The sequence below is a fragment of the Sphingomonas sp. GW821-FHT03E12 genome (assembly GCF_059420685.1).
Genome location: NZ_JBWKUF010000005.1, coordinates 294,964 through 314,697 on the forward strand (window position 1 = coordinate 294,964; position 19,734 = coordinate 314,697).

A 19,734-nucleotide genomic window follows, 5' to 3' on the forward strand; every position below is an offset into this window, starting at 1 on the left:
GAGGGTCAGATACATAAGCGGGGGCGGTGCTGCAAACGCTTCGAGCGCGCGGCACCAAAGATCAGCGCTGCAACGCCCCGAGACTCTCTGCAGACGGACGCCCGACCGGAGCGGTTGCGGCCCTGGGCATCCGTGCTTCGAGCGGGGTCAGCCACACCCCGACCTCGGCGCCTTTGTGGTGCTGTGGCAGGGACGGGTTGAGGTTGGCGCGGCGTTCCCAACCGGCGATCAGACCGGCGGCTTCCTCCACCGCCGGTCCGAGCGGCTGGGGCTTGCGCAGCGCCCGGTTGATCAGCGCGTCGCCGAAGAAGGTCCAGTCATTCTCCGCGACGCAGCCGAACGAAGGACGGTCCGACGCCGCCGCACTGACGATCATCGTCTGCGGCCCCTGAAGCACCGGCACGAACACGCCCGAATAACAGGCGCTGACGATCAGCAACCGGCGCCGGATGCCATATTCGCCGAGCAGATAAGCAAGGCGATAGGGTGAGATCGCGCCCCAGCCTTCGTTGCCGTCATTATAGACGATGCCGAATGGCGCGCCGTGGCTGGTGGCGTAGAGGACCAGCACGTCCTCGGCCGGGTCCATCAGTTCGGCGATACGGGCGAGCGCGACCTCGAAATTGGCCGGAGATCCCATCGGCAGCGGGCTGGGCGCCGATCCGTCGCTGCCGCCCAGCACGATCGTCCGGCCCGCGGCATCGTAGCGGCGCGCGAGCACCTTTCCGGCCTCGCGCGCCTCGCGCCCGAACACCGGATCGCTGTCGAGCGCGACCGAGAGCACATAGGCGTCGACCACCCCCTTGCGCTGCGGGAGCAACGGGGCAAGCGCCCTGGCCATCCGGCGATGCTCGGCCAGCGCATGGCGCGCGGGCCGGTCGCGCTCGATTTGAGTACCGCCATCGGCCTGCTGGCCGATCTCGACCGGGGTCGAACGTGCGATGCCCGGCGGTGGCGGAGCGGTGTGTTGGGGCGGGGCATAGGGTTGCTGCAGCGACGCGGACGCCGGAAACAGCGCAAGCAGGACGGCAAGCGGCAGCAACATCGAACGCATCGACTTCCCCCGGAGATGTTCACGGAAGTTGGGGATGCGATGGGGGAATCGTCAAGCGGTGTCGGCGCGTTGAATGTGGTACCAGAATTTGGTACAAGTCGGCCATGGTTGCAAAGAACACGTCCGTTGCGCTCGGCGAGCATTTCACGGCGTTTGCCGCGGAGCAGGTTCAATCTGGCCGCTATGGATCGACCAGCGAGGTGATCCGGGCGGGGTTGCGGTTGCTGGAGGACGAGCAGCGCCGGATGGACGCGCTGCGCGAGGCGATCCGCGAGGGGGATGAGAGCGGGCCGGCCGTCCCGTTCGACATGCGAAGCTGGATCGAAGAACGGTATTCCGAAGCTTGACTCGACGGATCGAGATACGACCGCGAGCGCAATCCGACCTGCGCGACATCGGCGACTATTCCGATGCGCATTGGGGAAAGGCGCAGGCAAGATTGTATCTTGCTGCGATTGCTGATGCGCTCGATCAGATCGCCGCGATGCCCCTCGCAGGGAGCGATCAAGCCCATGTGTCGCCCGGCTTGCGCAAATGGCGCAGCGGATCGCACCATATCTACTATCGAACGCTCGGCGATGTCGTTCTGATCGTGCGTGTCATGCACGAACGCATGGATGTCGCGAGCGTTCGCATGACATTGCAAAGCCCGGTCTCGGAATATCGGTCCGAAACCTGATGGACGGCGCCGGTCGCGACATGGCGACCGGCGCTCTCAGCTCAATATACCCGCTTCTTCGGCTTGATGTACTCGACCTCGTCGGTGAGCGTGTATTCGTGGACCGGGCGATAGTCGATCGACGTCGCGCCGCCCTTGCCGCCCCAGCCCCCGAAGGTCGCAACGGTGTGCTTCATCCAGGTCTTGTCGTCGCGCTCGGGGAAATCCTCGTGCATATGCGCGCCGCGGCTTTCCTTGCGGTTCTCGGCGCCCTTGATCGTCACCAGTGCCTGGCCGATCAGGTTGTCGAGCTCGAGCGTTTCGATCAGGTCGGTGTTCCAGATCAGCGAGCGGTCGGTGACGTCGATGTCCTCCATCCGCTTGTAGACCTGGTCCATGTGCGTGACGCCTTCGGACAGCAGCGCGCTGTCGCGGAACACGGCGCAGTGGCGCTGCATCGTCTTCTGCATGTCCGCGCGAACCTGCGCGGTCGACGATCCGCCCTTGGCGTTGCGGAAATGGTCGAGGCGGGTGAGCGCGAACTCTTCCGAGCCCTTGGGCAGCGGATTGTGCGGCGTGTTGGGCTTGAGCGTCTCCTTGAGGCGCAGGCCGGTGGCGCGGCCGAACACGACAAGGTCGATCAGGGAGTTGGAGCCGAGGCGGTTGGCGCCATGGACGCTCACGCAGGCCGCTTCGCCGACCGCGAACAGGCCGGGGACGACCGCGTCGGGGTTGCCGTCGCGCAGCTGCACGACTTCGCCATGATAGTTGGTCGGGATGCCGCCCATATTATAGTGGACGGTCGGGACCACCGGCAGCGGCTTCTTGGTCAGGTCGACGCCTGCGAAGATCTTTCCGGTCTCGGTGATGCCGGGCAGACGTTCGGCCAGCACCTTGGGATCGATATGGTCGAGGTGAAGGAAGATATGATCCTTCTCCTTGCCGACGCCGCGGCCCTCACGGATTTCCATCGCCATCGAGCGCGCGACGACGTCGCGGCTGGCGAGATCCTTGGCCGAGGGAGCGTAGCGCTCCATGAAGCGCTCGCCTTCCGAGTTGGTAAGGTAGCCGCCTTCGCCGCGCGCGCCCTCGGTGATCAGCACGCCCGCGCCGTAGATGCCGGTCGGGTGGAACTGGACGAACTCCATGTCCTGCAACGCGAGGCCGGCGCGCAGCGCCATGCCGTTGCCGTCGCCGGTGCAGGTGTGCGCCGAGGTCGCCGACTGGTAGACGCGGCCGCCGCCGCCGGTCGCGAGGACGACGGCATGGCTGCGGAAGCGGTGGATCGAGCCGTCTTCCATGCACATGGCGATGACGCCGCGGCAGGCGCCGTTCTCCATGATCAGGTCGAGCGCGAAATATTCGATGTAGAAGTCCGCGTCATATTTCAGGCTCTGCTGATAGAGCGCGTGAAGCATGGCGTGGCCGGTGCGGTCGGCGGCGGCGCAGGTGCGCTGCACCGGAGGGCCTTCGCCCATATTCTGCATATGGCCGCCGAACGGGCGCTGGTAGATCGTGCCATTGTCGTTGCGGCTGAACGGCACGCCGGCATGTTCGAGCTCGATCACCGCCGCAGGCGCCTCGCGCACCATATATTCGATCGCGTCCTGGTCGCCGAGCCAGTCGGACCCCTTGACGGTGTCGAACATGTGCCAGGTCCAATGATCCGGCGAGTTGTTGCCGAGCGACGCCGCGATGCCACCCTGGGCCGCGACGGTGTGGCTGCGGGTCGGGAACACCTTGGTGATGCACGCGGTCTTGAGACCCGCCTCGGCGCAGCCCATCGTCGCGCGCAGGCCTGAGCCACCGGCACCGACGACCACTGCATCATAGCTGTGGTCGATGATCTTGTAGGCGGCAGACATCAGACGGCGGCTCCGGTGGTGGCGGTGAAGGCGATCTTGAGGATCGAGAAGATCGCGAAGACCGCGGCGGCGATCGCGAAGAAGTTGAGCAGGGTCATCAGCACGATGCGGCGGGCGTCGCGCTCATAATCCTCGATCACGACCTGAAGGCCCATCTTGAGGTGATAGAAGACGCTGATGACGAGCAGGATCATCGGCACCGCAGCGAGCGGCGAGGCGAGCCAAGCCTGGACGGTGGCGTAGTCGAGCTTGGGCAGCAGCACGAGGCTGGCGATCAGCCACAGCATGAGCGCCAGATTGGCGCCGGCGGTCAGCCGCTGCTGCCACCAATGATGCGTGCCCTCATGCGCCGATCCGAGACCGCGGACGCGGCCGATGCTGGTTCCGTTGCCCATTACTTCGTCTCCACCTGAATCGGTGCATTCGCGACCGGCGGCGCCAGCAGCCGGTCATAGCTCAGATACCCCCACAGCAGCACGGTCAGCGTCACCGAAACCACCATCGTCAGGATCGCGAAATTGCGGTTGGCCTTCAGCTCGAACGCGGCGCCGGCATCGAGCACGAAGTGGCGGATACCCGTCATCATGTGCTGGAAGAAGCTGAGCGTCAGGCCGATGCCGAGGATATAGCCGATGATGTTGGGCGCGCCCGACTTCACCGTCAGCAGGTCCATGAACCAGGCATAGCATTCCTTGCCGCCAGCCAGCGCGCCGAGCCAAGCGAGGAAGACGATCGCGCCGACCGTCGCCATGCCGGAGCCCGTGACGCGGTGCAGGATCGAGACCAGCATGTGCGGGCCCCATTTCCACACCTGGAGATGGGGCGAGAGCGGGCGGTTTTCGTTGCGGGCGGATGCCAAGGCCAAGGTTCCCCTGTCGAGTTGCGCGCCTAATGAGACAGAGCGGCCATCGATGCAAGCCGCAAGGCGGATGCCAAGGGGCCGGTCCTGGCTAACCGGCCCTTAACCCTTCTCCCTTAGGCGGGTGAAAGGGTCGGGAATGTCTCTCGGCAATCGGGCAATTCAACAAGGGTCGAATCGTGAGCGAATCCGCATCGAGCAAGCAGATGCCACCGGTGGGGAGCGTCAGCCCGACGATCGACCTGCGTGAACGTTTGCGCCTGTTCGACCTGACCGATCCCGATCATGCGCTTGCCCGCCAGCTCTGGGCTACGCTCGAGCCTGATGCGGCGGTGGTCGCGGCGGCGCACTGGGAGCAGTGGCAGCGTTTCTACGGCGATCGCAAGACAATCGCGCAGCACGACCACGACCGGATGATCGAGCTGGGCATCGCCTATCTGCGCAACCGCTACACCAATCTGACCGGGCTCGACTGGGTGCAGTCGGCCGAGCGCACCGTGGCGGCCGCCTATGCGCAGGACGTGTCGCTGACCGCGATCCTCTCGATGACCGATGCCGGCGGGCGCGCGACGCTCGATATCCTCAACCGGCGGCTTGGCGGTTCGCCCGAGCTGACTCCGATCATCGACCTGCTGTTCCGCCTCCGCTCCATGGAATGCGAAATCTACACAGCGCTCTACTCGGCCTATAATGAATATGATGCCCGCGCTTCGCGCGACCGGCTGGCGGTGGAGTTCCGAGACTCGATCGGCAGCACCGTCGAGCAGGCGACGCGCGACGGCGAAGCGCTGCGCGCGCAGGCGACGCTGACCTCGGGTGCGACCCGCGGGATGCTGGGCAAGGCGTCGGAAGTCGCCGCGGCGGCCGAGCAGTCGGCGGTGGCGATGCGCGAGGCGGCGCATACGGCAGCTGGGCTGATCCGCGCGATCGAGGATGCGCGCAGCGAAGTCGAGGCCGCAGCCGGGATCGCCACGCGCGCATCGGCGCAGGCAGGCGAAGCGGTGGCGATGAGCGAGATGCTGAGCGACCACGCCAAGTCGATCGAATCGATCCTGGGCCTGATCCGCGACATTGCCGGGCAGACCAATCTTCTCGCGCTGAATGCAACGATCGAGGCGGCACGTGCGGGCGATGCCGGCCGCGGCTTCGCGGTGGTGGCGCAGGAGGTGAAGAGCCTCGCCAACCAGACCGCACGCGCGACCGACGACATTGCCGCCAAGATCGCCGCGATCCAGTCGGCGACCAAGGGCACGGTCGATACCAATGCCTCGATCCGCGACACGGTGATGGAGGTTCAGGCCAGCGCCGATCGCATCCGTACCGCGATGGAGATCCAGGCGCAGACTGTCACCGCGATCACCGCGGCGGTCGACGAAACCGCGCTGGCTGCCGATTCCATGTCCGCGACGATCGGTGCGATCCGCGAGGACACCGAGTCGGTCGCGAGCGAGATCGACCGGGTCGGGCAGGGCTTCGCCGCGCTCGACGGCCAGCTTGGAACACTCAGGAGCAGCGCGGGCGAGTTCGTCGCAAAAGTCGCTGCCTAAAATAGATTATGGAGGGGATGGATGGCCGGAGCGAAGGAGCTCGGCCAATGGAGCGGCCGCAGCCGCCCCATTGCCGAACGGGTCCGCGACTATGACTGGGATGGCGCGATCCGGGCTGGCTGCGCCGATATCGCCACGCTGATCGGCGACGATTTCGAGCGGGTCTCGCAGGCCTTCTGGGATCATTATCTGTCGCTCGAGGCGACTGCGCATGTCCGCGACTATTTCACCGGCCAGCGGATGCGCGATCAGGTGCGCGCGAGCGCCGACTATATGGCCGCCAAATTCCAGCGCCCGCTCGACGAAGCCTGGCTGAAGATGGCGTCGAAACATGCCGATGACGCGCATCGTTCGCGGATCCCGCTCTCGGCTTTGCTCTCCGCCTTCGCCTATGCGCACACGCGCACCCATGAGATCATCCGCGAGCGGCTGAGCGATGATCCCACGCGTTTCGCGCACCTCGTCGATGTCGCGCAGCGCATGTCGCTGCTCGAAGCTGATTTCATGGCATCGCAGCTCGGCGCGCGCGATGCCGAGCTCGCGCGCAACGAGCGCAGGGCGCGGGGCGAGCAGTTCCGCGGCGAAATTGCGGGGACGATTGAGCTCACGACCACGCTTGGCGCCAAGGTGCGCGGGCAGGCGCGGGGTGCAGCGGATTCGACCCGGGGCATGCTCGGCAAGACGAGCGAAGTCGCAGCCGCGGCCGAGCAATCGGCGGTGGCGATGCGCGAGGCGGCGCACACGGCAGCTGGGCTGATCCGCGCGATCGAAGATGCGCGCACCGAGGTCGAGGCGGCAGCCGGGATCGCGACGCGCGCATCAGCGCAGGCAGGAGAAGCAGTGGCGATGAGCGAGATGCTGTCCGATCACGCCAAGTCGATCGAATCGATCCTGGGCCTGATCCGCGACATTGCCGGGCAGACCAACCTTCTCGCGCTGAATGCAACGATCGAGGCGGCACGTGCGGGCGATGCCGGACGCGGCTTCGCGGTGGTGGCGCAGGAGGTGAAGAGCCTCGCCAACCAGACCGCACGCGCGACCGACGACATTGCCGCCAAGATCGCCGCGATCCAGTCGGCGACCAAGGGCACGGTGGATACCAATGCCTCGATCCGCGACACGGTGACCGAAGTACAGGCATCGGCCGACCGCATCCGCATCGCGATGGAAGTGCAGGCACAGACCGTGACCGCAATTACCGCGGCAGTCGACGAGACCGCGCTCGCCGCCGATTCCATGTCCGCCACCATCGGCACGATCCGCGAGGATACCAAGAGCGTGGCCGACGAGATCGACACGCTCCAGCGGGAATTCGGCGAGATCGACGAGCGGCTGGGGCAGCTCAAGGACGCCGCGGGCAATTTCTCCGCTTCCGTAGCGGCCTGATCTCCCGCACTCGACTTCGCTCGATCCCAAGGGGTAGAGGGCGGGGATGACCATCAACATTCTCGTCACCGGTGCCAGTCGCGGTATCGGCGCCGCCATTCTCGATGCGCTCAACCTGCCCAATGTGAAGGCGGTGGGGCAGGGCACGTCCAGTGGCATCCCCGCCGACTTCACCGACCCCGCCGCGCCGCGCGTGCTGTGGGAGGCAGCGCTTGAAGCGCTCGACGGGCGGATCGATGTGCTGATCAACAACGCCGGTATCTTCGAAGCCGCGCCGGTCGATCTCGACGATGATGCCTGGCTCGCGGCCTGGGAGCGGACGATGCAGGTCAACCTCACCGCTGCGGCACAGCTTTCGCGGTTCGCCGTCCGTCACTGGCACGAGCGCAAGCGCGGCGGACGCGTCGTCAACATCGCCAGCCGCGCAGCCTATCGCGGCGACAGCCCGGCGCACTGGCATTATGCCGCGTCCAAGGCGGGTGTGGTTGCGATGACCAAGAGCATCGCGCGCGGCTTCGCCCGCGAAGGCATCCTCGCCTTCGCCATCTGCCCCGGCTTCACCATGACCGGGATGGCCGACGACTATATGGCGAGCCGTGGCGGCGACAAGCTGCTGGCCGACATCCCGCTCGGCCGCGTGGCAATGCCCGAGGAGGTCGCGACCATGGCCCGGTTCTGCGCGCTCGAGGCGCCCGCGTCGATGACCGGCGCGGTGCTCGACGTGAACGGCGCGAGCTACGTACGATGAGCAGCTGGAAGGTCACGCTCCCCTGTACCCGCGACGAGGCGGAGGCGATCGATTTCGAGGGTGCCGAACTGCTCGGCATCGACCCGGCACCGGTGCTGCTGACCAGCGAGACGATCCCCGACGATCCGCTCGCCTGGCAGATCGAGGCCTATTTCGAGAACAAGCCGGGCAAGGCCGAGATCTCTGCGCTGCGCATGCTGGTGCCGAGCTCGGACGAGGCCAGGCCGTTGATCGAGAAGCTGCCCGATGAAGACTGGGTGACGTTGAGTCAGGCGGGGATCGAGCCGGTCCATGCCGGGCGTTTCTATGTCCACACCAGCACCAATCGTGGCGATGTGCCCGATGACGCCAAGACCTTTCTGATCGAAGCCGGGCGCGCCTTCGGCACGGGCACGCACGAAACCACCAGCGGCTGCCTGCGCACGCTCGACGCCATGCGCGAGCGCGGGGAGGTGGTGCGCAACCTGATCGATGTCGGCACCGGCACCGGGCTGCTCGCCTTCGCCGCGATGCACTTGTGGCCGCGCGCCTATGCGACGGCATCGGACATCGATCCGGTTGCGGTCGAGGTGACCGCCGAGAATGCCGTCGCGAACGGCGTGCCGCTTGGCGTCGGCATGGGGCAGCTTGCGCTTGCCGCGGCACCGGGGCTGGAGCATCCGTTGCTGCTCAACCGCGCGCCCTATGATCTCATCATCGCCAATGTCCTTGCCGGGCCGCTGATCGAGCTGGCGCCGAGCATCAGTGCCGCGCTCGCCGAAGGTGGGACATTGGTCCTTGCGGGCCTGCTGGAGTCTCAGCTTGAGCGTGTTGCCCATGCCTATCGCCGTCAGGGGCTGCGGCTCGCCGGCCGGACTTCGACGGGGGAATGGCCCGCGCTGCGGTTGCGCAAGCGCACGCGCTATGGCTGGGGTCGCGTCGAACGGCCCGGCCCGAACGGCTTGGGGCTCGCCCCCGGCTTCGGCAGCTGGTAGCACTACGCAACCGGATTGTTTCGGGTGCGTTCAGGCGTACCGTATACAATTTGCGACAATGTTTTGATGGACGTAGCCGGCTGACCTGACCAGTTTCGGAGGCATGATGAACCGTCCGACGATGCTGATGACGCTCATCGCGCTGCCGCTGGCCGGTTGCGCCGCCGGGCCGGATTACCGGCCCAAGGGCGCGTCCGAGCTGGGCGTGCCGCCCGCATACTCTGTCGAAGCGCGGCAGGAAGCGCAGGCCGATCTGCGGCAATGGTGGACGGCGTTCGACGATCCGCTGCTCACCCGGCTGGTCGAGCAGGCGGCGACGCAGAATCTCGACGTGGCGCAGGCGGTGGCGCGATTGCGGCAGGCGCGCGAGGCGCTGGTCCAGTCGCGCGCGTCGCTCCTCCCCGATGTCAGTGCGAGCGGCGGCGCGTCGCGGACCGAGGGGATTGCGGGCCAGTCGGGTGGCAACTCCAGCTTCTCGCTCGGCGCTGACGTCAATTATCAGGCAGATCTGTTCGGCGGTGTGCGGCGTGGGGTCGAGGCAAGCCGTGCACAGCTCGATGCCAGCGGTTTCGACTATGCCACCGTCCTGATCTCCACCCAGGCGGAGATTGCGCGCAACTATATTCTCGCCCGTGCGGCGCAGGCGCAGCTCGCCTATGCGCGCGACAGCCTTGCCATTCAGGACGACAATCTGGAGATCGCCGGCTTCCGCGTGCAGGCGGGCCTGGTTTCCTCGCTCGATCAGGAGCAGGCGCGGTCGAGCCGGGCGCAGACCGCGGCGACGATCCCCAATATCGAGGCGAGCTACAACAGCGCGGTCTCGCGGCTGGGTGTGCTGACGGGACAGGCCCCCGGCGCGCTCAAGGGCGAGATGGAGGCGGTACGTCCCGTGCCGGAAGGGCCGGCGGCGATCGCGGTCGGCATCCCCGCCGATACGCTGCGCCAGCGCCCCGACATCCGTTCCGCCGAGCGCAACCTTGCCGCCGCGGTCGCGCGGATCGGCGTTGCGGAGGCGCAGCTCTATCCCTCGCTCTCGCTGGGCGGGAGCATCGATGCCGGTGCGCCGAACCTTGGCAATATCTTCGACGTCATCACCGGCCGCGTCTTCGCCAGCATCGCGCAGACGATCTTCGACGCGGGCCGTACCCGATCGCAGGTCCGCTCGGCCCAGGCGGCGGCGGACGGCGCCTTCTACAGCTACAAGCAGACCGTGCTCAACGCGCTCGAGGATGTCGAGAATGCGGTGGTCGCGCTTCAGGCCGCGCAGCGCCGTGAGCGCGAGTTTACGGTGGCGCTCGATGCCGCGAACAACAGCGCGATCCTCTCGCGCAGTTCGTATCGCGCGGGCCTCGCCGACTTCGTGACGCTGAACCAGAGCGAATCCGCGCTGATTTCGGCGCGCAACGGCCTGCTTCAGGCACGATCGGATCAGGCGACGGCGCTGATCCAGCTCTACCTCGCGCTCGGCGGCGGCTGGGACGCGGGCACCATCCCAACGCCGGAGCGGGTTTCCGCGCCCTCTACGCCAGGACAAGACTGATGGCCGAACCCGCGAACCCCAAGCTGGACGAATTTCTGGGCGGCAAGGTGACGCCCGTCTGGCAGCGCTACGCCAAATGGATCGTCCTGGCACTGGTCTTGCTGGCGGTTGCGTTCGGCCTGTGGCGCTATTTCGGAAGCAGCGAACAGGCAGGCTATGCGACGCAGAAGGTGCAGCGCGGGGCGCTGACCGTCACCGTCTCGGCCACCGGCAAGCTTGCGCCGACCAATCAGGTGCAGGTCGGCTCCGAACTGTCGGGCCTGATCACCAAGGTCGAAGTCGACGTGAACGATCGCGTCACCGCAGGCCAGCCGCTGGCATTGGTCGATCCCTCGCGTCTCGACGATACGATCGAGCAGAGCAAGGCGGCTGTGGCGGCCGCACAGGCGACCGTTGCCCAGAATCAGGCAACCGTGACAGAGGCGCAGTCGCAGCTGACCCGCTTCCAGGAGGTCAGCCGGCTTTCGGGCGGGCGCGTTCCCGCCAAGACCGAAATGGACAATGCCCGGGCGGCGCTCGCACGTGCGGTCGCGACGCTGCGTGCCTCACAGGCGCAGGTGGTTTCGCAGCAGGCGGCCCTCCGCTCGAACCAGACGCAGCGGGACAAGGCGATCATCCGTTCGCCCGTCAACGGCGTCGTCCTCGCGCGGCAGATCGATCCCGGCCAGACCGTCGCGGCATCGTTCAACACGCCGACCCTGTTCGTCATCGCCGAGGATCTGAGCGCGATGGAGCTGGAGGTCGCGATCGACGAGGCGGATGTCGGCCAGGTCAAGAACGGACAGAAGGCGAACTTCACCGTCGATGCCTTCCCGGGCGAGACCTTCCCCGCGGCGATCCGCCGCGTCGATGTGGGCTCGAACCTGTCGGCGCAGAGCAGCACCTCGTCTTCCTCCACCTCGACGACGAGCGCGCAGGTCGTCTCCTATGGCGCCACGCTCAGCGTCGCCAATGCCGAGCAGAAACTGCGGCCGGGGATGACTGCGACGGCGGAGATCGTGACGCTGCAGAAGAGCAATGTCCTGCTCGTCCCCAACGCCGCGCTCCGCTTCACCCCGACCGATGGAGCCGCGCAGCAATCGGGCGGCGGCATGGCGAGCGCTCTGGTACCGCGCGGCGGGCGCCGCGGGCAGAGCGGCGCGGCGAAGTCCGCGACGATCGGCCGCGGCGCCCGTCAGACCGTCTATGTAAAGGGTGCGGACGGCAAGCCCCAGGCGATCGAGGTGACCACCGGCGACACCAACGGTCAGGTCACGGAGATCCTCTCGGGCGACCTCAAGGAAGGGATGGAGGTCATCACCGGCCAGTATGCGGGTGAAAGCTCCGGCTCCAGCCAGCGTAAGTCCGGCGGAGGTGGCGGCCAGCGGCGGCAGGGCGGCGGAGGCGCGACGGGTGGCTGACGCCGATCCGATCATCCGCCTGCGCGGCATCACCAAGGTGTTCGGCGAGGGCGCGACCGCGTTCCAGGCGCTCAAGGGCGTCGACCTCGACATTGCCGAGCGTGATTTCGTCGCGGTGATGGGCCCCTCAGGATCGGGCAAGTCGACGACGATGAACATCCTGGGCTGCCTCGACGTGCCGACCAGCGGGGAGTTCCTGTTCAAGGGCGTGGAGATCCAGAAGCTCGACCGCGACCAGCGCGCGCTGGTGCGGCGCAAATATCTCGGCTTCGTGTTCCAGGGGTTCAATCTGCTTTCGCGCACCAACGCGCTCGAGAATGTCGAGCTGCCCTTGCTCTATCGCGGCGAGGACAAGAAGGTCCGGCATGAACTGGGCATGGCGGCGCTCGAGAAGGTCGGGCTCGCCGACTGGTGGGACCACACCCCGGCCGAACTGTCGGGCGGGCAGCAGCAGCGCGTCGCGATCGCGAGGGCGATCGTCACCAGCCCCGCGGTGCTGCTGGCGGACGAGCCGACCGGAAATCTCGACTCCGCGCGCTCGATCGAGATCATGGAGCTGCTCACCAGCCTCAACAAGGACAGTGGCATCACCGTGCTGATGGTCACGCATGAGCCCGACATGGCCGCGTTCGCGCATACCATCGTCCACTTCAAGGACGGGCTGGTCGAGCGGACCGAGATCGGCAACGGCGCAAAGGCGCCCGCCTGATGCTGGGTACCACCTTCACCCTCGCGATCCGGTCGATCCTGCGGCACAAGCTCCGTTCGTTCTTGACCACGCTCGGCATCATCATCGGCGTCGCGGCGGTGGTTGCGATGGTGACTTTGGGCAAGGCGACCACCGCGGCGGTGCAGCAGCAGATCGCCAGCCTCGGCACCAACATCCTCCAGGTGCGCCCCGGTCAGGGCTTCGGCCGCGGCGGCGGCGGCCCGCGCCCGCCCGATTTCGAGGAGGCGGACGTCGAGGCGGTGAAGGAGCAGATTGCCGGCGTCACCGCAGTTGCTCCGCAGGCGCAGACCACCGGCACCGCGATTCATGAGGGCGCCAACTGGTCGACCACGGTCAACGGCACCACCAACGATTTCTTCAAGGTCCAGCCCTGGCCGCTGACCGGTGGGCGGACCTTCTCGCCGGCGGAGGAAGCGGCAGGCAAGTCGGTGTGCATCATCGGCAATACCGTGCGCCAGAACCTGTTCCGCGGCGCGCCCGCCGTCGGCCAGCGGATGCGCGTCAACAACGTCTCATGCGACGTGATCGGTACGCTTTCGACCCGCGGGCAGGCGGGGTTCGGCGGCGATCAGGACGATGTCATCATCATGCCGATCAAGATGGTCCAGCGCCGCTTCACCGGCAATCGCGACATCAGGCTGATGCTGGTCGGGATCGACAGTGCCTATAACAGCGCGCAGGTCCAGTCCTCGCTCAGCGACTTGCTGCGCGAGCGGCGGCGGATCGAACCGGGCGCGGAGGATAATTTCAACATCTTCGATACCGCGCAGATCAGCGCGACGCTGACCGGCACGACCACCCTGCTGACGCAGATCGTCGCGGCGGTGGCGGGGATCAGCCTGATCGTGGGCGGGATCGGCATCATGAACATCATGCTGGTGTCGGTGACCGAACGGACGCGCGAGATCGGTATCCGCCTCGCCATCGGCGCGATCGCGAGCGAGGTGCTGCTGCAGTTTCTGGTCGAGGCGATCGTGCTGTCGATGCTGGGCGGGGTGATCGGCCTGGCGCTCGCGCAGCTGGTGATCGCGATCATCACGCCCTTGATGCAGGTGCCATGGACCTTCGACCTGCAGATCAACGTCATCGCCTTCCTGATCTCTGCGGTGATCGGCGTGGTGTTCGGATTCTTCCCGGCACGGCGCGCGGCGAGCCTCAATCCTATCGATGCCTTGAGGCACGAATAACTACCCGAACTGAAGCAGCACCAGTCCGGCCGCGAGCGTGATCGCGGCGAGGATCCGGCGTTGCCCCAGGCCCTCGCCGAGGAAGCGCGCCCCGATGAGGGCGGCCCAGACCACCGCGGTCTCGCGCAGCGCCGAGACTTTGGCGACCTCGATCAACGAATAGGCGTAGAGCGCTGCGCCGAACGACGCGATCGACAGCGCACCCGCGATGGCACCGGTGCGCCAGGTTTCGGCGATGGCGCGCCGCAGCTCGCGCCGCCGCAGGATCAGCGCGGTCGTGGTCACGCAGATCGCGTCGAGCATGAACAGCCAGACGATATAGGTGAAGGGGTCGGGCGCGACGCGCACCCCGCGCGCGTCGGTCATGTTGTAGAGCGCGACCCCCAGTGCGGTCGCCAGCGCCCATCCCATCGCCACCTTGTCGGGATGCGCGCGCAGCGAAACGCCGCGAGCGGGCAGCGCGAAGACGATCACCGCACCGGTTGCGAGCACCAGCCCCGCCCAGCCGATCGCGGGGAGATGCTCGCGCAACACGATCACGGCGAATCCGGCGGTCAGCAGCGGCGCAGCGCCCCGCATGATCGGGAAGACAAGGCTCAGCTCGCCGCGCTGCATCGCCCGGATCAGGCAGATCTGGTAGAAGAAATGCGCCGGGATCGCCCAGGCGAGCGCGTGCCAGGTCGCCGCGTCCGGAAAGGGCACGATCAATGCGAAGGGTGCGACCAGCAGCGCCGCGATCGATGACAGCACCGCGCGGCCAACAAGGATATCCTGCCCCTTTTTCACCGCGGTATTGGCGAGTGCCAGAGTCAGCGCCGAGAACAGCCCGAGCGCGATCGCCAGTGCCTGCTCATCCATGGATGAGCTTCGCCAGATCCTGCGGGGTATCGATGTCCACCAGCTCGGCGGGCGAGGTGACGACGTGATGGCCGCGCTTCACCAGGTCGCGTGCGCCCATGTCCCCGGCGCTATGCAGCAATTCATCGAAATGCGCGCTGCCGAACAGCACGGGCGGGCGCGGGATCACCCCGTCGCTTGACGCGACGATCGCGTCAGCTCCCTCGGCGCGATCGAGCAGGCGGTAGATATGCGTCGCGGTGACGCGCGGCATGTCGGCGAGCGCGATCAGCACCGCTTCCGCGCCGCTCGCGCATGCCGCCTCGACCCCAAGCCGAAGCGATCGGCCCATGCCGGCGGCGGGATCGTCATTGCGGACGATGCGGTAACCGCAGCCGGCAAGATCGAGTTGCGTCTGAGAGACCACCGCGATCCGCTCGCGGAACGGCACCGCCTCAAGCGCGACGACGGCATGCAGCCCGAGCGGCCGCCCGAGATAGAGCTGGGTCAGCTTGTCGCTTCCGAAGCGCTCGGAACGGCCCCCGGCCAGCAGTACAAGCGCAACCTGTTCAGCCCGGATCATGCAGGCGCCTCACCATCCCCGCCGCGATCGACAACGCAATCTCGGCCGGGCCGATCGCGCCGATATCGATCCCGGCCGGCGCATCGATCAGGTCGATCTGTCCGTCTGAAAGTCCCGCAACGGCCAATCGTCCCCGGCGGGCCTGATGGCTTCGGCGCGATCCCAGCGCCGCGACATAGCCGGCGCCCGCGTTCAGCGCAGCGATCAGTGCGGGATCGTCGATCTTGGGATCGTGGCTCAGCGTGATTACCGCGGTCGCCCCATTTGGCCGCAGCGCCGCCACCGCCTCGTCGGGCCAGCGATCGTCAAGCGTGACGCCGGGGAAACGCTCGGGCGTCAGGAAGCGCCCGCGCGGGTCGATCACCACGGTCGCGATCCCCAGTTCGCGCGCAAGGCCGGCGAGCACCTGCGCGATCTGTACCGCGCCGACGATCAGCAGCCGGCGCGGCGGCTCGTAGCGGCTGGCAAAGGCTTCGCCCGTCACCGGCTCGACGCCGCTTCGGCCGGTCGCGAGATCGGTGAGTATGTCGAGCGTCCGACCCTGGTCGCGCGCGTTGTCGATCGCGGTGAACAGCGCGGGGTCGAAGCCATGCGGTGCGACTGGCTGCACCATCACCTCGATCTCGCCCCCGCAGGGCAGACCGACCTCCCATGCCGCGGCATCGGCCACGCCGTAACGCCGCCGCAGAAACCCGCCGCCGTCAATCACCTCCGCCGCGGCGGCCATGATATCCGCCTCGACGCAGCCGCCGGACACCGACCCCTCGAACCGCCCGTCGCCATGGACCAGCAGATGCGAACCGCGCGGGCGCGGCGCGGAACCCCAGGTCGAGATGACGGTCGCGAGCGCCATCGGCTGCCCCGCCCAGGCCCGCGCCGCCGCGATCACGCTGTCGTTGTCCGCCATTGCCTCTAGATTGTCATCCGAATCGATTAGCCGGTCCCGCTTTCATAAGGAGATAGGGCGATGCCGGGCCTGTGGCGAGCCGTGCTTGCACTGACTATGGTCGCGGTTCCTGCCGCCGCGAAGGACGCGATCATGCCTGCCCTGAAACCCATCGTCATCGCGCATCGCGGCGCCAGCGGCGAACGGCCCGAACATACGCTCGCCGCCTATGAGCTGGCGATCGAGCAAGGCGCGGACTTCATCGAACCCGATCTGGTGATGACGAAGGACGGCCAGTTGGTCGCGCGGCACGAGAACGACATCACCGACACGACCGACGTCGCGTCGCGGCCCGAGTTCAGGGATCGCAAGACGAGCAAGGTGATCGACGGCACCACGCACAGCGGCTGGTTCACCGAAGACTTCACGCTCGCCGAGCTCAAGACGCTGCGCGCGAAGGAGCGGCTGCCTTTGCTCCGCCGTGGCAACACGAAGTTCGACGGCCAGTTCGAAGTGCCGACGCTGCACGAGGTGATCGCGCTCGCCAAATCGGCCTCGGCGAAGACGGGCCGCACCATCGGCATCTATCCCGAGACCAAGCACCCGACCTATTTCGCGTCGATCGGTCTGCCGCTGGAAGCGGCACTGGTCGCCGAGCTCAGGGCCGCGGGCTGGGACCGCGCCGATGCACCGGTCTTCATCCAGTCGTTCGAGGTGAACAACCTCAAGGCCCTGAAGCAGTTGACCAAGGTGCCGCTGATCCAGCTAATGGATGCCGAAGGCGGACCGGCCGACGGCGCGCAGCCCAGCTATGCCGCGATGACGACGCCGGAGGGGTTGAAGGCGGTCGCCGCCTATGCCGCCGGGATCGGCCCCGCCAAGGTGATGGTGGTGAAGGGCGACGGCACCGTCACGCCGCTGGTGGCGGACGCGCACACGGCGGGGCTCAAGGTCCATCCCTGGACCTTCCGCGCCGAGAATTTCTTTCTGCCCTCGGGTCTGCGCGCCGGGATCAACCCTGCCGGGCACGGGCGGCTGGGCGAGGAGATTTCGCGCCATCTCGCGGCCGGCGTGGATGGCTTCTTCACTGATTTCCCTTATCAGGGCGTAGAGGCGCGGGATCGGCATGTCCGCTGACCGGCCGGGAGAGAGCATGATGCGCACGGGTTTGATTCTGGTCGTTGCCGCGTTGCCGTTGCTCGCCGGAGGCTGCCTGAGGACCGCCGCCGGCATCGTCACGGCGCCGGTCAAGGTGGTGGGCAAGACCGCCGACTGGGCGACCACCAGCCAGGACGAGGCCGACCGCAATGCCGGCCGTAAACTGCGCAAGCAGGAAGCGCGCGAAGGCCGCGAGCGCAAGAAGCACGAAGAGGCCTGCCGCAAGGATCCCGATAATTGCGGGCCCTATCAGGGCTATCGCGCGGGCGATCCCGAACCCGACTAGGACGGGTTGGCGCCGGCCTTGCTGCTCGCAAGTGCTTCGGCAACCGCGCGAAGCACTTGGGGGCGGAAATGCACGCCGATATGGTTGCTGACCACTTCGATCGCGCGCGCGCCTTCCCGATCGCCCTCATGGCAGATGGCACCGTTCACGAAGCCGTCGCTGCGGCTCCAGATCGAGGTGGCGGGCATCGAAAGCGGCGAGGCCGCTTCGGCCAGCATGGCGCGTGCCGCGGGATCGTCGATCTTCTGACCCGTGAGCACTTCGAAATGCCGCCATACGTTGGTTGCGGTCGGCGGACCGGCATAGGGCGATGAGATCGTCACCACCTCGCGCACCAGATCGGGGCGGCGATGTGCGGCAACGCGGGCAAGGATGCCGCCGAGGCTGACGCCGATTAGCGTCACCGGTTGCTCGCCGGCTTCGGCATAGACCTGCTCGATCCGCGCAATCAGCCTTTCGACGTTGTCGCCAACCGAACGAACGCCCAGATTGATACCCAGCCGCCAGCGCGAGGTGCGGTAACCGCGGCCACGCAGGAAATGGTGCATCGCCGCCATCGACGTATCGCCATTGGCGAGGCCGGGCAGCAGCAAGAGCGGCCGTCCGTCACCCGGCGGCGTATCCTTGAGGCTGCGCCATTTGGTCGCCAGCTCGGCAAGCGCCCAGGCGAGGCGTGGCCCCTCTGCATAGAAGGATGTGCGCGGAGGCGGCAGAATCTCGGCACCAGTCATCGTGTATTCTCCACGAACAACCATTTCATCACCCTATCCCCGAGATAGGGGGCGATGCGAGCGTTTCTAGGGCATGCTGCAGCGCAACTTGTTTCCGTTGTTACGACAGCCATGGTATGACGCGGAATGAGCAATGAAACCCATGTTCTCGACCGCCCGCCCGAGGGTGCGGCGGCCGACTGGACGATCCCGCAGAATTGGGACGCCTTCACGGCGGAAGAACACGCCGTGTGGGACACGCTGTTCGCGCGCCAGATCAAGCTGCTGCCCGGACGCGCATCGAAGGCCTATCTGCATGGCCTGGAGCTGCTCAAGCTTTCCGACGGCGGCATTCCCCGGTTCGAGGAATTGTCGGAGCGGCTGATGAAGCGCACCGGCTGGCAGGTCGTCGCCGTGCCCGGTCTGGTCCCGGACGATGTGTTTTTCGACCATATGGCCAATCGCCGCTTCGTCGCGGGGAATTTCATCCGCCGCCCCGATCAGCTCGATTATCTGCAGGAACCGGATGTCTTCCACGATGTGTTCGGGCACGTCCCGATGCTCGCCGACCCGGTGTTCGCCGACTATATGGAGGCCTATGGCCGCGGCGGCGGCCGGGCGATGGAGCTTGGTGCGCTCAAGCAGCTCTCGCGCCTTTACTGGTACACGGTCGAGTTCGGGCTGATCGAGGAAGCGGGCGAGCTGCGCATCTACGGCTCGGGGATCGTGTCGAGCTCCGCCGAAAGCCGCTTCGCGCTCGAGAGCGACAGCCCCAACCGCATCGGCTTCGACCTCAAGCGGGTGATGCGGACCGAGTATCGGATCGACGATTTCCAGCAGAATTATTTCATCATTCCGGACTTCGACACGCTGCTCAGGGCGACGGTCGAGACCGATTTCGCACCGCTCTATGCCGAGATTCTCGCTCAGCCCGATATTCCGGTCGCGGAGATCGTGGCGGGAGATCGCGTGATCACGCACGGTACGCAGGAATATGCCAATTCGAAGCGCTAATCCGCACATGATTCCTCGCTGAGATCGCTATCACCGCAGCTTAAGGTTGCGAAAGAGGCGATGGCGTTGCCTTTTCCGGGCCGGAAACTACAGCTCCGGCCCGAAGGGAGAGGCAATGACCGGCGAGATTCATCCAGTTCCTGCGGAATGGGCACGGGAGGCGCGCTACGACGCGGCGGGCTATGAGCAGCTTTACGGGCGCTCGATCGCCGATCCGGGCAGCTTCTGGCTGGATCAGTCGCGCCGGTTGGACTGGGTGAAGCGACCTGAGCTGGCTGGAGACTGGTCGTTCGACGAGGGTGATTTCCGGAT

General features: G+C 66.7%; 22 protein-coding genes. 14 read left to right on the forward strand and 8 right to left on the reverse strand.

The genetic code is table 11. From position 1 onward, the window contains the following. Positions 1–61 precede the first annotated feature (61 nt). The gene (locus tag AC07TU_RS18050; protein WP_495189305.1) at positions 62–1,054 is read right to left on the reverse strand and encodes a C13 family peptidase; all 993 of its coding nucleotides are present in this window, start codon (positions 1,052–1,054) and stop codon (positions 62–64) included. A 104-nt stretch (positions 1,055–1,158) separates the two neighbouring features. Between AC07TU_RS18050 and AC07TU_RS18055 the strand changes: the two genes are divergently transcribed. Together AC07TU_RS18055 and AC07TU_RS18060 are read left to right on the forward strand one after the other, a co-directional pair. Then, entirely contained in the window at positions 1,159–1,401 is a 243-nt protein-coding gene (locus AC07TU_RS18055; protein ID WP_495189306.1) for a type II toxin-antitoxin system ParD family antitoxin, read from the forward strand. Beyond that, positions 1,398–1,733 carry a type II toxin-antitoxin system RelE/ParE family toxin gene (locus tag AC07TU_RS18060; protein ID WP_495189307.1) on the forward strand — a complete coding sequence of 112 codons (336 nt, stop codon included), beginning with the start codon at positions 1,398–1,400 and terminating at the stop codon, positions 1,731–1,733. The genes AC07TU_RS18055 and AC07TU_RS18060 overlap by 4 nt, the downstream gene beginning before the upstream one ends. Positions 1,734–1,774: 41 nt before the next feature. On the opposite strand, the gene sdhA is transcribed toward AC07TU_RS18060, so the two are convergent. The 3 genes from sdhA to sdhC are packed head-to-tail and all read right to left on the reverse strand — an operon-like array spanning position 1,775 to position 4,436. Next, complete coding sequence (gene sdhA / locus AC07TU_RS18065) at positions 1,775–3,577, reverse strand: succinate dehydrogenase flavoprotein subunit (protein WP_495189308.1); 1,803 nt, start codon at positions 3,575–3,577, stop codon at positions 1,775–1,777. Continuing rightward, a complete protein-coding gene (sdhD, locus tag AC07TU_RS18070; RefSeq protein ID WP_495189309.1) occupies positions 3,577–3,972 on the reverse strand; it encodes a succinate dehydrogenase, hydrophobic membrane anchor protein in 396 nt (131 codons plus the stop codon). The genes sdhA and sdhD overlap by 1 nt, the downstream gene beginning before the upstream one ends. Further along, positions 3,972–4,436 (reverse strand): succinate dehydrogenase, cytochrome b556 subunit, encoded by a 465-nt coding sequence (sdhC, locus tag AC07TU_RS18075; protein WP_495189334.1) that lies wholly within the window; start codon positions 4,434–4,436, stop codon positions 3,972–3,974. The genes sdhD and sdhC overlap by 1 nt, the downstream gene beginning before the upstream one ends. Positions 4,437–4,642: 206 nt before the next feature. On the opposite strand from sdhC, the gene AC07TU_RS18080 reads away from it, so the two are divergent. From AC07TU_RS18080 to AC07TU_RS18115, 8 genes are all read left to right on the forward strand, one after another. After that, positions 4,643–5,983 (forward strand): methyl-accepting chemotaxis protein, encoded by a 1,341-nt coding sequence (locus tag AC07TU_RS18080; RefSeq protein WP_495189335.1) that lies wholly within the window; start codon positions 4,643–4,645, stop codon positions 5,981–5,983. 21 nt (positions 5,984–6,004) lie between these two features. After that, positions 6,005–7,369 (forward strand): methyl-accepting chemotaxis protein, encoded by a 1,365-nt coding sequence (locus tag AC07TU_RS18085; protein ID WP_495189310.1) that lies wholly within the window; start codon positions 6,005–6,007, stop codon positions 7,367–7,369. Positions 7,370–7,415: 46 nt separating this feature from the next. Next, positions 7,416–8,117: an SDR family NAD(P)-dependent oxidoreductase gene (locus AC07TU_RS18090; RefSeq protein WP_495189311.1), complete on the forward strand. Its 702-nt coding sequence runs from the start codon at positions 7,416–7,418 to the stop codon at positions 8,115–8,117. Beyond that, entirely contained in the window at positions 8,114–9,091 is a 978-nt protein-coding gene (locus AC07TU_RS18095; RefSeq protein WP_495189312.1) for a 50S ribosomal protein L11 methyltransferase, read from the forward strand. Before AC07TU_RS18090 ends, AC07TU_RS18095 begins: the two co-directional genes overlap by 4 nt. A 106-nt stretch (positions 9,092–9,197) precedes the next feature. After that, positions 9,198–10,631 carry an efflux transporter outer membrane subunit gene (locus AC07TU_RS18100; protein WP_495189313.1) on the forward strand — a complete coding sequence of 478 codons (1,434 nt, stop codon included), beginning with the start codon at positions 9,198–9,200 and terminating at the stop codon, positions 10,629–10,631. Continuing rightward, positions 10,631–12,031, forward strand: coding sequence for an efflux RND transporter periplasmic adaptor subunit (locus AC07TU_RS18105; protein ID WP_495189314.1), 1,401 nt, complete (start codon positions 10,631–10,633; stop codon positions 12,029–12,031). Before AC07TU_RS18100 ends, AC07TU_RS18105 begins: the two co-directional genes overlap by 1 nt. Next, on the forward strand, positions 12,024–12,740 hold the full coding sequence (locus AC07TU_RS18110; RefSeq protein ID WP_495189315.1) for an ABC transporter ATP-binding protein: 717 nt from the start codon (positions 12,024–12,026) through the stop codon (positions 12,738–12,740). Before AC07TU_RS18105 ends, AC07TU_RS18110 begins: the two co-directional genes overlap by 8 nt. After that, complete coding sequence (locus AC07TU_RS18115; protein ID WP_495189316.1) at positions 12,740–13,948, forward strand: ABC transporter permease; 1,209 nt, start codon at positions 12,740–12,742, stop codon at positions 13,946–13,948. Before AC07TU_RS18110 ends, AC07TU_RS18115 begins: the two co-directional genes overlap by 1 nt. Here AC07TU_RS18115 and AC07TU_RS18120 read toward each other — a convergent pair whose 3' ends face one another. Genes AC07TU_RS18120 through AC07TU_RS18130 form a run of 3 tightly spaced genes read right to left on the reverse strand, consistent with a single transcriptional unit; the run spans position 13,949 to position 16,275 of the window. Then, positions 13,949–14,806, reverse strand: coding sequence for an EamA family transporter (locus tag AC07TU_RS18120; protein WP_495189317.1), 858 nt, complete (start codon positions 14,804–14,806; stop codon positions 13,949–13,951). After that, the gene (locus tag AC07TU_RS18125; RefSeq protein WP_495189318.1) at positions 14,799–15,368 is read right to left on the reverse strand and encodes a nucleotidyltransferase family protein; all 570 of its coding nucleotides are present in this window, start codon (positions 15,366–15,368) and stop codon (positions 14,799–14,801) included. Before AC07TU_RS18125 ends, AC07TU_RS18120 begins: the two co-directional genes overlap by 8 nt. Beyond that, positions 15,355–16,275, reverse strand: a complete 921-nt coding sequence (locus AC07TU_RS18130) for an XdhC family protein (RefSeq protein WP_495189319.1) — start codon at positions 16,273–16,275, stop codon at positions 15,355–15,357. The genes AC07TU_RS18125 and AC07TU_RS18130 overlap by 14 nt, the downstream gene beginning before the upstream one ends. 60 nt (positions 16,276–16,335) lie before the next feature. Here AC07TU_RS18130 and AC07TU_RS18135 point away from each other — a divergent pair, with 60 nt between their 5' ends. Together AC07TU_RS18135 and AC07TU_RS18140 are read left to right on the forward strand one after the other, a co-directional pair. Then, the gene (locus AC07TU_RS18135) at positions 16,336–17,391 is read left to right on the forward strand and encodes a glycerophosphodiester phosphodiesterase (RefSeq protein WP_495189320.1); all 1,056 of its coding nucleotides are present in this window, start codon (positions 16,336–16,338) and stop codon (positions 17,389–17,391) included. A gap of 16 nt (positions 17,392–17,407) precedes the next feature. Next, positions 17,408–17,698 carry a hypothetical protein gene (locus AC07TU_RS18140; RefSeq protein ID WP_495189321.1) on the forward strand — a complete coding sequence of 97 codons (291 nt, stop codon included), beginning with the start codon at positions 17,408–17,410 and terminating at the stop codon, positions 17,696–17,698. Here the strand turns inward: AC07TU_RS18140 and AC07TU_RS18145 are convergent. Then, positions 17,695–18,429: an alpha/beta fold hydrolase gene (locus tag AC07TU_RS18145; RefSeq protein ID WP_495189322.1), complete on the reverse strand. Its 735-nt coding sequence runs from the start codon at positions 18,427–18,429 to the stop codon at positions 17,695–17,697. The genes AC07TU_RS18140 and AC07TU_RS18145 overlap by 4 nt on opposite strands. A gap of 126 nt (positions 18,430–18,555) precedes the next feature. On the opposite strand from AC07TU_RS18145, the gene phhA reads away from it, so the two are divergent. Together phhA and AC07TU_RS18155 are read left to right on the forward strand one after the other, a co-directional pair. Then, complete coding sequence (gene phhA / locus AC07TU_RS18150) at positions 18,556–19,422, forward strand: phenylalanine 4-monooxygenase (RefSeq protein WP_495189323.1); 867 nt, start codon at positions 18,556–18,558, stop codon at positions 19,420–19,422. Positions 19,423–19,537: 115 nt separating this feature from the next. Beyond that, positions 19,538–19,734: acetyl-coenzyme A synthetase N-terminal domain-containing protein (locus AC07TU_RS18155; protein ID WP_495189324.1), on the forward strand; the 197-nt coding region annotated here is incomplete at its 3' end.